General features: G+C 49.3%; 12 protein-coding genes, 2 tRNA genes and 1 pseudogene. 6 read left to right on the top strand and 9 right to left on the bottom strand.

Annotation, left to right across the window (positions count from 1 at the left end; translation table 11 throughout):
- Nucleotides 1-47: 47 nt before the first annotated feature.
- The 7 genes from Q7V06_RS03950 to Q7V06_RS03980 all read right to left on the bottom strand — a co-directional run bounded on the left by Q7V06_RS03950 (nt 48) and on the right by Q7V06_RS03980 (nt 8,122).
- A complete protein-coding gene (locus tag Q7V06_RS03950) occupies nt 48-338 on the bottom strand; it encodes a 50S ribosomal protein L30e (RefSeq protein WP_304838424.1) in 291 nt (96 codons plus the stop codon).
- The gene (gene rpoA2, locus Q7V06_RS03955; RefSeq protein ID WP_304838426.1) at nt 338-1,651 is read right to left on the bottom strand and encodes a DNA-directed RNA polymerase subunit A''; all 1,314 of its coding nucleotides are present in this window, start codon (nt 1,649-1,651) and stop codon (nt 338-340) included. The genes Q7V06_RS03950 and rpoA2 overlap by 1 nt, the downstream gene beginning before the upstream one ends.
- 1 nt (nt 1,652) lies before the next feature.
- Nucleotides 1,653-4,310, bottom strand: coding sequence for a DNA-directed RNA polymerase subunit A' (locus Q7V06_RS03960; RefSeq protein ID WP_304838429.1), 2,658 nt, complete (start codon nt 4,308-4,310; stop codon nt 1,653-1,655).
- A 12-nt stretch (nt 4,311-4,322) separates the two neighbouring features.
- A complete protein-coding gene (gene rpoB, locus Q7V06_RS03965) occupies nt 4,323-6,137 on the bottom strand; it encodes a DNA-directed RNA polymerase subunit B (RefSeq protein WP_304838455.1) in 1,815 nt (604 codons plus the stop codon).
- Nucleotides 6,137-7,705: a DNA-directed RNA polymerase subunit B'' gene (locus Q7V06_RS03970; RefSeq protein WP_304838431.1), complete on the bottom strand. Its 1,569-nt coding sequence runs from the start codon at nt 7,703-7,705 to the stop codon at nt 6,137-6,139. Before Q7V06_RS03970 ends, rpoB begins: the two co-directional genes overlap by 1 nt.
- 6 nt (nt 7,706-7,711) lie before the next feature.
- On the bottom strand, nt 7,712-7,963 hold the full coding sequence (locus tag Q7V06_RS03975) for a DNA-directed RNA polymerase subunit H (RefSeq protein ID WP_304838433.1): 252 nt from the start codon (nt 7,961-7,963) through the stop codon (nt 7,712-7,714).
- 85 nt (nt 7,964-8,048) lie between these two features.
- Nucleotides 8,049-8,122: transfer RNA gene (locus Q7V06_RS03980), tRNA-Lys, on the bottom strand.
- Between the two features lie 186 nt (nt 8,123-8,308).
- Here Q7V06_RS03980 and Q7V06_RS03985 point away from each other — a divergent pair.
- Complete coding sequence (locus Q7V06_RS03985; protein WP_304838438.1) at nt 8,309-8,752, top strand: phosphate-starvation-inducible PsiE family protein; 444 nt, start codon at nt 8,309-8,311, stop codon at nt 8,750-8,752.
- A gap of 34 nt (nt 8,753-8,786) precedes the next feature.
- Here Q7V06_RS03985 and Q7V06_RS03990 read toward each other — a convergent pair whose 3' ends face one another.
- Both Q7V06_RS03990 and Q7V06_RS03995 read right to left on the bottom strand, forming a co-directional pair.
- Nucleotides 8,787-9,410, bottom strand: a complete 624-nt coding sequence (locus Q7V06_RS03990; RefSeq protein WP_304838441.1) for a response regulator — start codon at nt 9,408-9,410, stop codon at nt 8,787-8,789.
- A complete protein-coding gene (locus Q7V06_RS03995) occupies nt 9,410-9,784 on the bottom strand; it encodes a roadblock/LC7 domain-containing protein (RefSeq protein ID WP_304838443.1) in 375 nt (124 codons plus the stop codon). Before Q7V06_RS03995 ends, Q7V06_RS03990 begins: the two co-directional genes overlap by 1 nt.
- Before the next feature lie 268 nt (nt 9,785-10,052).
- Between Q7V06_RS03995 and Q7V06_RS04000 the strand changes: the two genes are divergently transcribed.
- The 5 genes and pseudogenes from Q7V06_RS04000 to Q7V06_RS04020 form a co-directional block, all read left to right on the top strand.
- Nucleotides 10,053-10,126 (top strand) — tRNA-Pro (locus Q7V06_RS04000).
- 32 nt (nt 10,127-10,158) lie between these two features.
- Nucleotides 10,159-11,013: a DUF89 domain-containing protein gene (locus tag Q7V06_RS04005; RefSeq protein WP_304838446.1), complete on the top strand. Its 855-nt coding sequence runs from the start codon at nt 10,159-10,161 to the stop codon at nt 11,011-11,013.
- A gap of 46 nt (nt 11,014-11,059) precedes the next feature.
- A complete protein-coding gene (locus Q7V06_RS04010) occupies nt 11,060-11,512 on the top strand; it encodes an NfeD family protein (protein WP_304838449.1) in 453 nt (150 codons plus the stop codon).
- A complete protein-coding gene (locus Q7V06_RS04015; RefSeq protein ID WP_304838452.1) occupies nt 11,513-12,574 on the top strand; it encodes an SPFH domain-containing protein in 1,062 nt (353 codons plus the stop codon).
- A 67-nt stretch (nt 12,575-12,641) separates the two neighbouring features.
- A pseudogene (locus Q7V06_RS04020) lies at nt 12,642-12,848 on the top strand (hypothetical protein); the annotation flags it as partial.

The raw sequence follows: 12,848 nt of genomic DNA on the forward strand, positions 1-12,848 counted from the left end.
GTGAGATCAACCGCATGCAGTCTTCAGTTAAAGTTATTTCCGACATATTAGGCTCTCTGAAGGTTGAGGATGTCGGACTCACCGGCATCGATGACAGCAAGTGCACTGACGATGAAATCCTTTCCGCACTCCTTACCAAGCTGGCGGCCTGAGCCGTTGTACTGGTAAACAGCGACATTCTCCTGTCCTTCAACAAATTTTTTAAAGTCTTCCGGGCAGTTCTTCGCAATTATAACGAGTCGGGCTGTTGCCTCTTGAATACTCGATTCTGTACTGTTCCGACCGAGCGTGACCGTTCCGGTCTTCATTGCCCTGCGTAAAGATGCATTGAAATCCATTAGTTTTCACCTGTTCTGGTGATCTGTCTCATCGGTTTAACGACCAGACGAACATCACCTGTTCCGAGTTGGATCGGCTGACCAACGATGACGTTCTCTGTCACACCGCAGAGTTCATCAAACTCATGCGCAATCGAAGCATCGAGGAGGTGATTCACCGTCACCTCAAATGCCGCACGTGAGAGGACACTTTCCTTCTCTCCAGCGATACCGTGACGCCCGATCTGTTTGACCTCGCCATCCATGCACATCATATCAGCGACAAGCATGATATGGCGGACATCAACACCGATACCCTGTTCACGAAGCGTACTGTTCGCTTCATGAATGATCGCATTCCGTGCGGCCTCGATTCCGAGAATTTGAGAGATCTCGTTGATATTATTCGTGCGGGTACGTGAGGTATCCACGCCCTCTACCTCGAATACGTCCTTAAGGTTAGACCCCTCAGTATATAGGATATACTCTCCTGACTCTTTTCGAACAACGACTCGCCTGATATCATCGATACCCTGAACGATAACATTTCTGACATGTTCTACGAGCTGGAAGAGATTCTGGTAACTTAACGGGTCTTTTGGAAGGAAACGAATGATACCTTCAGGTTCATTCACCTCAAATTCAAAATCACGGTAATGGCGCCGTTCACGGATCTTTGCCGGAGCGCGCTCAAGAATCTCAGAGACCTTGATCCTGCGTTTATCACAGACCGCTTTGTTTAAGGTGACGATGACGCGCATATTCTCCATATCTGTTGTGATATCACCAAACTCATGGAGCGGTGACGCTTCGACATCCCAGGAGACCTCACGAGCCTTATCCCTGTCATCACGATATCCATCTTCTAAATAGATCGTCATCGTCGGGGTTGAAGGCTCCTTTCTGGCATCCATGATCTCAATGAGACGCGGAAGACCAAGTGTCACGTTAATCTCTGCGACACCGGCATAATGGAAGGTACGCATGGTCATCTGTGTACCAGGCTCACCAATAGATTGCGCTGCGATGATCCCAACCGCCTCACAGGGTTCTATCCGGGTCTGCCCGTACTCCTTCACGACACGCATAAGGATCTCATCAAACTGCTCATCTGTAACAGGAGAGTCCTTTTCCTCTCTTTTAAGGAGGAGAGAGACCAGCTGATCATGCGTCTTGACAGGAAGAGAAGCTTCATGAATACGAATAATTCTTCTGAGGATACGTTCGAATACATCCTCATCCACTTCACGCGCTGCAAGCCAGGTGGTGATAAGATCCCTGATCGTCTCAGGGAGTGAAATGGAGGCAAGCCTCTCAATATACTGACCGTTCATCTCAGACCTCCTCCTTCAATACACTCTCAACGATACCTTTGACATCGACGGGATCTCCAAATGCACTCTTCGTCGGATCGGTTCCATCTTCTCCGAACTGGAATTGTATGATCCGGCCTCCGGTCGTCCTGACTGTTCCGTCATAGGCAACCTTCAGATCCTGTAAAGCATTGATCAGCCTCCTCTGGAGGTACCCGCTCTGGGACGTCCTGACTGCAGTATCGACGAGACCTTCACGACCACCAATTGCATGGAAGAAGAACTCGGTAGGGGATATTCCACTCTTATACGAGTTTCGGATGAAACCATGCGCACCGGCGCCCTGATCGTACTTCTTAAAGTGGGGAAGGGTTCTCCCTTCATATCCTCGAACGATACGTTCACCACGAACCGACTGCTGGCCGATACAACCGGCCATCTGTGTCAGGTTCAGCATCGAACCACGTGCACCGGAGACTGCCATGACCACAGCAGAGTTGCCAAGACCAAGGTGACGACCTGCGATATCACCGGTTTTATCCCTGGCTTTTCCGAGGACCTGCATAATCTGCATCTCCAGTGTCTCTTCAGCAGTTCTTCCCGGCATCGGTTCAAGCTGACCATCATTATAGATCCGAATTCTCTTCTCGACATCGACCTCTGCCTCGTCAAGGAGATCACGGATCTGACCATACTCGGTCCTGCTGAGATCTTCATCATCAATTCCAAAAGAGAAACCGATGAACATGATACTCCGGATCGAGAGCTTTGTCATATCGTCAATGTACTGGCGGGCGCGTCCAAGACCCTGCTCACGAATGATCCGGTTCATGATAGCACCATCAAACGCACCGACAGACTTCTTATCGATCGTCCCGGCTATGAGGTCACCATCGATGATCCGTATAAAAGCATCTCGTTCACAGAGGTCATTTTTACATTCGGGGCAGTTCTTACATGAAGTTGCCCGATAGACCATGTTAAGCCCTCTCGGCAGGATCTGGGAGAAGACCTGTTTATTGCTCCAGTATGCAATACCGTCCTCTACTTTGCCTGGTTTTGGAAGGAAATCGATATTTGCATGCTTTAAGAGATAGAGAGCGTCCTTCTTTGTGAACCACTGTGTCTCGTGTGTCAGCAGGAAGATCCCGGAGATATGGTCATGGATACCACCGATGATCGGACCGCCAAAACGCGGGGAGAGGATATTCTCCTGAACCGAGGCAAGAAGGAAGGCTTCAGCTCGTGCCTCTTCGGTCTGCGGAACATGCATATTCATCTCATCCCCGTCAAAGTCCGCATTGTATGGAGGACAGACCGCAGGATTCAGTCTGAATGTCCGATCACCCATCAGCTTGATCCGGTGAGACATGATACTCATCCGGTGAAGTGACGGCTGCCTGTTGAAGAGGACTATATCACCGTCACGAAGCTGACGATCAACTGTCCATCCGACTTCGAGCATCGATGCAACCATCTCACGGTTGTCAAGCGGGCCGGAGCCTCCATGAAGACGGAGTCTCCGTTTATCCGGGCGGATCGCATAGTTTGCACCACAGGGATCTCGCATTGTCGGGCGTTCAGGCCCAACAAGGATCCTCTCACGAAGCTCCTCGATATTCTCTCTTGTCACCCTTACCGGGATCGACATCTCGTTTGCAATCGCAAGCGGAATACCGAGCTCAGATACGGAGAGGTTCGGATCAGGTGAGATGACAGTACGGGCAGAGAAGTTAACACGTTTTCCAGAGAGCGACCCTCTGAAACGACCATCTTTTCCTTTCAGTCTCTGGGAGAGGGTCTTTAATGGACGGCCGGAACGATGTCGTGCAGGTGGGCATCCGGCAACCTCGTTATCCATATAGGTTGTCACATGGTACTGGAGCAGTTCCCAGAGATCCTCAATGATCAGCTGAGGTGCCCCCGCATCCTGATTCTCTTTAAACCGCTGGTTGATCCTGATGATATCAACGAGCTTATGGGTGAGATCATCCTCTGAACGCTGACCATTCTCAAGGATAATAGATGGGCGCATTGTTACAGGTGGAACTGACAGGACAGTCAGAATCGTCCATTCGGGACGTGCAACAGTTGCATCAATTCCAAGGATTCGGAGATCGTCATCAGGAACACGCTCAAGCCTTGCCCGAATATCTGCAGGTGTCAGCTTGTGCTCTACCTTCCGGCCATCCTCAGTCCATACCTCCATGAAGGTGGTGGGCTTTTCAAAGTTCACCTTCATCTGCTGATCGGCACAGTGAGGGCAGACACGTTCCTTCTTGATATCCTTCTCAGAAACGACATCGGTCGAGAAGGGGTCCTCTTCAAGGGCAGAGAATTTATCGATCTCCTGAGGTTCGAGGAGAAGTCGCCCACAATTTCTGCAGGTTACTCTGAGGAGTTTTCTGATTAAACGAGTGTAGCCGACATGAATGACCGGTTTAGCGAGATCAATATGGCCAAAATGACCCGGACAATCACCGGACTTCTGACCACAGGTTCTGCACCGAAGACCCGGATCGATGACACCAAGGCTTGGGTCCATCAGACCCTTGCTGTAGGGAAAACCATCATCGTCATAGGTGTCAGGCCAGATCACCTTACATACACTCATCTTTCTGACATCTTTTGGTGAAAGAAGACCAAAATCTAACTTACCTATTCGCTTTGGACTTGGCATTGCACAATCACCTCAGACAATATCCTCTAACTTCAGTCGTGGTGCAATACCCATACTGATCATCTCATCAAGCAGAAGTTTGAAGGCGTAACTCATCTCGACCTCATAAATATCCGTCTCTGCACCGCAGGCAAGGCAGCACGTTATCTTTCGCTTTGCATCATACATCGCGATCATACCGCACTGAGCACAGACCCATTCTTTAACGGCATCCGACTCATCAAGGAGACGCTCTTTTAAGGCCATCGCTGCACCGTGGCCGATCATAACATCACGCTCCATCTCACCGAAACGGAGACCTCCCTCACGTGCACGACCTTCGGTCGGCTGACGAGTCAGCACCTGTACTGGTCCACGGGAACGTGCATGCATCTTTGTTGAGACCATATGGTAGAGCTTCTGGTAGAAGATCACTCCCACATAGATATCAGCGGCAAACCGTCTGCCGGTGATTCCATCATACATCACCTCTCTTCCGGTGTGGGAGAAACCGAGTCCCTGCAGTTCCTTCCTGAGTGCAAACTCTTTCTCTCCACGGAATGGTGTTGCATCGATCCTGCGCCCCTGAAGACTTCCGACCTTCCCACCAATCATCTCAATCATGTGACCGATGGTCATACGTGACGGGATGGCATGCGGGTTGATGACGAGATCAGGGCTGATACCAGCCTCGGTGAAGGGCATATTCTCCTGGGGTGTGATCAGACCGATAATACCCTTCTGCCCGTGTCGGGATGCAAACTTATCACCAATCTCCGGCACTCTGAGGTCACGGGTACGAACTTTGACAAGGCGGGATGAGTTCTCTCCCTCGGTAAGGATAACTGTATCAACGATACCATGCTCGTTGCTCCTCATCGTAACCGAAGTATCCCTCCGCTTCTCAACCGAGATCAGTTCAGCCGTCGGCTCTTCAAGGAACCTTGGGGGAGAGGTCTTTCCAATAAGAACAGACTTCTCGGTTACAACAGTCTCCGGACTGATGATACCATCAGAATCGAGATTTCTGTATGCATCCTCGCCATGAGACCCCGATACATCTTCATCAGGGATCTGAATCCGATCGATCTGACCGCCAGGATATCTTCGCTCTTCTCCTTCGTATGTCCTGAAGAAATGGGATCGGCCAAGTCCACGTTCGATTGAGGCTTTATTGAAGATGAGCGCATCTTCAATATTATATCCTTCATAACTGAGGATAGCAACAACGAGGTTATATCCCTGCGGTCGCTCTTCAGATCCAATCAGTTCAGCCGCCTGAGTCTTGACAAGTGGTTTCTGCCCATAGTGAAGCATATGGCCACGAGTATCGGGCCGAAGCTTCATGTTTGCCTGGGCCAGTCCAAGGGCCTGTTTCACCATCCCTGCACCCATCGTGACACGGGGTGATGCATTGTGTTCAGGGAACGGAACATGGGCTGCACCAATTCCGAGGATCAGCTGGGGATCAATCTCCATATGAGTATGTTCAGGGGTGATACCCTCCTGACTGACGGAGATGAAGAGATCATCCTCCTCTTCAGCATCCACATACTCGATCTTCCCCTGCGAGACCATATCCTGAAAGGTATACTCTCCCGCACGGATCTTTTCGATATCCTCATCATTGATGATCGTCTTTCCATTCTCGAGTACGATAAGGGGTCTGCGAGCACGACCGCGATCTGTATTGATGACAACCTCGTTGCTGTACTCTTTAAATGAAACGTTAATTTCAGTTGAGATCTCGCCGCGTCGTCTGAGCTGGCGGATTCTGGCTGCGAGTGCCTTTGCATCATCAACAACACCGATAAGGGCGCCATCGACAAAGATACGACCTTTCGCCATCATTGAAGTTCACCTCTGAGTGGTGCTACACCAATGCTGAAGAGCACCTGTTTAATCTCCTCTTCATCCTCAACACCCTTACTCACCTCAACGAGCTGGGCGAAGTTCTTGACGAGACCACAATTTGGCCCTTCCGGCGTTTCGGAGGGGCAGATTCGACCCCACTGGGTGGGATGAAGATCTCGCGCCTCGAAGTGCGGCTGTGAACGGGAGAGCGGCGATATAACCCTCCGTAAGTGAGAGATGACCGACATATGATCGACACGATCAAGGAGCTGGGAGACACCGGTTCTTCCGCCTACCCAGTTGCCGGTTGCAAGAGGATGAAGGAGACGCTCGGTCAGGACATCTGCCCTGACAGCTGTTTGTATAGAGAGATCACGGTGACGCATGCTGGCCCGTTCAAGCTGATATTTGACATCCCTTGTCAATCGGTTGAGTGAGATCCTGAAGAGATCTTCCATAAGATCTCCTGCAAGCTTCAGCCTCTTGTTCGAGTAGTGATCCTTGTCATCGGTCTTTCTCTTCTTCAATGCGAGATGGAAGCAGGCCTCAGCCATACGGCCGAGGAAATGGGCCTTGGCAAGCCTCACATTCAGAACCATCTCGGCATGACCGGGATCTCCCTCTTTCAGGGATGGTGAGATGAGGTAATTCAGGTGCGGAAGGAGGTAGTTATCAAGGACAAATTCAGCCCTCTTCTTCTGGTACTCTTTTGTCTGATTCGGAGCAAGTTTTTTGCCGACATACATAACCCCTTCTTCAACACAACTGCATTCCGCAGCTTCAAGATTCTGCATCATGTAGGTGAGGATATCCTCATCAAGAGAGACTGCCGTAACAATATCGGAGTCGGTCTCAAGACCAAGAGAACGCATAAGATCTGAGAACTTGAGGTGTCCGGCAACTGAGGGGAATGAGACATCAAGGAGGTTCTTCTTATTCTTCTCAACAACAACAAGAGCCCTGTAACCACGATACTGTGAAAAGACCTTCGATACATGAATCTGCTCATTGTATCGTTCGGTAAACTCGGTCATGATCTTGTTGGATGCAAGATCTTCAAGCGTCATCAGAACCCGCTCGGTTCCATTAACGATGAAGTACCCGCCGGAATCAAGACGATCCTCGCCGCGTTCAACCCTCTCCTCATCGGTAAGGCCGAAAAGGTTGCAGGCCCTGGATCCAATCATGACCGGAAGCTGCCCGATGGTCGTTTCGATTGGGTCATACCGCTCTTCACCCTGACAGAGTGTCATCTCGAGGATCATCGGCGCTGCGTAATTCAGATTACGAAGCCGTGCCTCTGTCGGGAAGAGTTCGCTCTGTGAACCGTCAGCTTCCCTGACGATCGGTTTCTCAACCCGGATCTTTCCAAGTTCAACCCATACTGCTTCATTGTTCTTGCCACGATGTTCAATATCCGTTTCAATAACGCGCTGTTCATCGACGACCTTCTGAAGATTGAACTCTAAAAAGTTGTTAAAGGACTCGAACTGGTGACGTGCAACATGGTCTTTGGAAAAATATGCCTGCGATAATACGCTTCTATCAATCAGATGGATCATCTCCGATTATTTCTTGGGTCTTCTTACGACAAGGCGATACGCTTCCGCTTCACCTGCCGTATGGCTCTTACGGGTGATACGGATAACAGTTCCCGGCAGTGCTTCGATAGCTTTAACAATCGGGTCGTCATGATATATCTTTGGCAACTGCTCCATCGCGACATTATAATCAGTAAGGAGAGTGCGCAATTCTTCATCGTTCATGATCTGATGCTTTGGCACCATATCATGCATCAGAACATTTAACCTGGTGCCCATCAATAATTAGCCCCTTTAAATAGTGTTGAATAGGATGATGTTCAGAGATCTCACCGCTTAAAAACCACAGTTTTGACCGTGGAAACGGGCCCGAGGGGATTTGAACCCCCGACCACCTGGTTAAAAGCCAGGCGCTCTACCTGACTGAGCTACGGACCCACCGGTCAATGAAACCTAGCATTATGAAAAGGCCATGGTAGCATAAATAGTTTGTTATTTTTCATTCTGTATTGGAGAAGATACAGGGAGATAAGATCCGTGAGTTGGAATCGGTCACGATATGATCGGCATCTTTTTCTCTACCGCGCATGAAGGAGTTACTCACTCATCGGAGGAAGAAGAAACGTGGCAGAGTACGAACATCTAACCCCCACAATGAGAGCGATCATTTCAGCGATTACGAAGAGCACCCTCTTCATTTACACCCTTATCGCCATCCTCTTAATAATCATCGCACTCCTGACATTCCTGGATGCAGTCTATCTGATACTGACCATCTTCTCTGGAGGAGATCTCATTGCAGGCATCCTTGATGTCCTGCATGTCCTTCTTCTGACGATCATCGTCGTCGAAGTGCTTGAGACCGTCACCGAGTACTTCCGGACAAAAAAGATAATGGTCCGGCCGATCCTGATCGCGGGGCTGACTGCAATGGTCAGAAAAGTACTGATCCTGAATGTCGAACAGATACAGATCGTGGATGCAATTTCGATCATCGGGATGATTGCCGTCCTTACCTTAGCAATCTATGTGGTTGGAAAGACAGAATATGAGAGCCCATCCGGGTAAGAGGAGCGGGTTTTTTTTAAAAAAAAAAAGATATTTAGATCCCAATCTGGGACCTGAGTTGTTCAAGACGGGATTCCTGCAGGGCGAGGCCATTCTTCATCCCTTTTATCGCATTCTCTATCTTGTCAACACTTCCGGTCCTTGGATCCTTTAAGGAATAGGTATTTTCAAGAATGCGGATGAGCCGTTTATTCACATCGACACTCTTTACAAGGCGCGCATATTCTGAGACCAGGACAGCGTTGATACCCCGCTCTTCTGCAATCCTGATTCCATCGGTAATATCACTTTTGCGCTTGAGGACATGTTCAATCGAGTCATAGAGCTCTTTATGCGTGATCGGCTTGATGACATAATCCTCGATATACATACCATATTCCTGGGCTTCATCAGGTGTGAGCTGTTTTGCAGTCAGCATCAGCACAGGAATATCACGTGTTGCCGGATCTAATTTTATATTTTCCAGCGTCTCCCAGCCGTCCATCGGTTCCATCATGATATCGAGGAGGATCAGATCCGGAGAGAGATCTTCAAGAAGGTGAAGGGCTTCTTCACCACCACTCGCAGAATACGTCTCGTAACCACCACGCTTTAGCATAGTCACAAAGACCTCGACAATTGCCGGATTATCATCAATCACAAGAACTGTCGCCTTCATCAGAGCGCTCCCCCAATACGCTCCCCAATACCAAGGAGGGCAGAACAGGTGACCTCCGGGTCGACATCTCTGGCTGCGATGACAGCAATCAGGAGTCGTGGACCAGCACCAACGACTATAATCGTCTTTGCGGCCCCTTTCACCAGAACCCATGATGGAGATTCTATGTTGACAACCGATGCAGCCGCTTCTGAAGAAGCGATCATTGTTGCACACATTGCCCCAAATGATTGAGCGGAAATAGAGTCTTCGAAGGTTTTTCCGATGAGAATACCATCGTTTGAAACGAGTGCACACTCATCCACTCCCGGAACAGTCAAAATCTCGTCGATAAACTGACGAATCTTCTGCTTTAATGAACCTGTTGATGACATCTGGTACAATCTCCAATACTATTTCGCGGCACTATTTCTGCAGCACGAACCCCGATGATCAATTCAATATCATTCTGATCATAAGTAATGAACGTGCTAAAGAAGAATAGAGACTGTTTAACTCTACACATAAATACCTTTTTGGTTTCACACAATTGTTCAGGGATGAACCAACCCGTTAAACAGATGGGATCAGACCGATGATTATCAGATTACTCGAGAAAAAAGAGCAAACTACATAAGTAATACTATCGAATATTGGTAACACGGGGCCATAGGGTAGCCTGGCCATCCTAGGAGACTGGGGGTCTTCTGACCTGCGTTCAAATCGCAGTGGCCCCATTCTACTCTTTCTATCATATCAGGTTGATCTTATGAGAATTACTGACGACTGTCGGGATTGTCTCCTCTCCCGCGTGCAATTTCAAGCAGCACTCTGTACAGAGGATAAAGGGACGATTGAAGAGGCCCAAAGAGCTGCCAGGTCATTACTCGACACCATCTGGAATGATGACGTTCCGGCACCGGTTATTGCAGGTGCCGTCCACCGGTGTTGTTATAGAACAGTAGGGTCAACTGATCCCTATCGAACCCTGAAATATAAAGATACCCTGGCCGCACGTGATGTAGTTGCAAAGATCCGGCCTCTTATTTCCGATTTTAATTCAGCAGTTTGTGCTGCAGTCATTGGAAACGCAATGGATTATGGAGTTCTCGGACATTCGATCTCTGAAGACTTTACAAACTACTTCAGGCACGAATTTTCTAAAGGGCTCTATCATGACGACTCCGAAGAGATCGCCAAGCTTACCCGCCGCGTCTTCTATTTAACCGACAATACCGGAGAGATCCTTTTTGACAAAATTCTCATTGAGGAGCTGAAACACCTCGGTGCGCATGTCACAGTCGCCGTTAAGGACGCACCAATATTAAATGATGCCACCCTTGATGAGGCACGGGATGCAGGAATCGAAGAGGTCGCCGACCACCTGACCACAACCGGCGGAGGAGCGGAACTTGGCATCAATCTCGATCTTATACCACCGGATCTTGCCTCAGCCATTAAGAAGGCAACCCTGATCATCTCAAAGGGACTTGCTAATTATGAGTCCCTCTCCGACTATTCAAATCTCCCTCCTGTTGCATACCTGATGATGGTCAAATGCGAGCCGATTGCACGCATTCTCGGAGTTCCAAAAGGAGTGAAGATCGCCCGTCTTATCAGATAAATGTCTGATGGGGAAGCATTATACATTCACAGTCCCATTTGTCTGTATGGTGCTTGAGACCAACCTGTATTTTGCGCTGATCGTCATCGGTGCTCTTCTCCTCCTTATTGAAGCCATCAATCCGGGCTTCTTTTTTGCGGTTCCGGGCACTACGATGATCGTCCTTGGGGTGATGTTCCTCATGGGCATTGATGTATTCAGCAGTGCCTGGGGAATCCTGATCGGAGTGGCAGCCGCCCTGATTGCCGCCAGCCTCTCAGTTCTCCTGTATCGTCGACTCTCTCCGGATCAACTTCCGACGACAATGAGTAGAGACTCACTGGTCGGGAAGGAAGGGAAAGTGCTGGTTGAAGTGAAGTCTGACGATCTCTCAGGGAAGGTCTCGATCTCCGGTGTCGAGTTGAGTGCACGCTCAACAAAAAGAATACTCTCCCCCGGAACGACAATCCGTGTCATTAGTTCCGAGGGAGTGCATGTTATTGTAGAAGAGGTTCGATAAATGGCTCTGATAGATAGTTTCGTTACAATCATTCTCATTCTGATTATTGTATTCATATTTGCCCGCGGTGTTGTCATTGTACAGCCATACCAGCAGGGGCTTACCATCCGTCTTGGAACCTATACAGGAAGGATGAACCCCGGTTTTCGCTGGATCATCCCATTCATTACAGAAGTAATCAAACTGGATCTCCGGACACAGGTTATTGACGTACCATCACAGGAGGTTATCACTAAAGATAACTCACCGACAAATGTTGATGCGATCATCTATGTCCGTGTGATGGATCCCGAGAAGGCATACTTTGAGGTGGCAGCCTACAAATCCGCAACGGTAGCACTTGCCCAGACCAGTCTTCGTGGAATAATCGGAGATATGGAACTTGATGAGGTCCTGTACAACCGGGATCTTATCAATACAAAACTCCGTGATATGCTCGACCGTGAGACAGATCAGTGGGGTGTCAAGGTTGAGCGGGTTGAGATCAAAGAGGTCGACCCGATCGGTGCTGTCAAGCAGGCGATGACTGAGCAGACATCGGCTGAGCGTGAACGTCGTGCAGCAATTCTTCGGGCAGACGGACAGAAGCGTGCAGCGATCCTGTCAGCAGAGGGGCTTCGTCAGAGCATGATCCTCGAAGCAGAAGGTGAGCGGCAGAGTAAGATTCTGAGAGCCGAGGGTGAACGGCAGAGTAAAATTCTGATGGCCCAGGGAGATGCACAGGGTCTCCGTATCCTTGCCCTTGGAGCCCGTCCGCTTGATAAGCGTGCCATCACGGTCCTCTCCCTTGATGCACTGAAGAAGATGGCTGATGGCCAGGCGACCAAGATAATCTTCCCGTTCGAGCTCTCAAGCCTCATTAAACAGAGTGCGAGGTACCTCGGTGCAACAGAGGATATCGACGATGAAGATACACGAAGCCTGATCGAGCTCTCTGAAGATATCCTCGGCGAGATGCCCGGAAAAGATACCGTAACCTCCGTTCAGGAGATCTTAAAGACAGTTCAGTCAAACATCGATACAACTGATATCAAGATGATCTCAAAAGAGAAGATCGACTGATCAAAAAAAGCCGGCAGAGAACCGGCACTCTCCTTATTTTGGTGAAATAGACCGAAATCTCTATCTGGTGAGATTTCCAGGTACGTATATTCGGAGTATCGATACAATGGCAGAGGTCATCCGAGAGCTAAAACCAGAAGAGTTTCCCCTCGCAGAAACGCTCTGGCGCGAGTACCGGGGCCAGAAGGCAGACGGAGCAACTGAACGGATTTTTGGGCTATTTGATCAGGATGTACTTGCTTCAACCGCCCGTTGTACCCGGCATACAGATGGT

This window comes from Methanocalculus sp. (assembly GCF_030651615.1).
In the GTDB taxonomy this organism is placed as follows: Archaea; Halobacteriota; Methanomicrobia; order Methanomicrobiales; family Methanocorpusculaceae; genus Methanocalculus.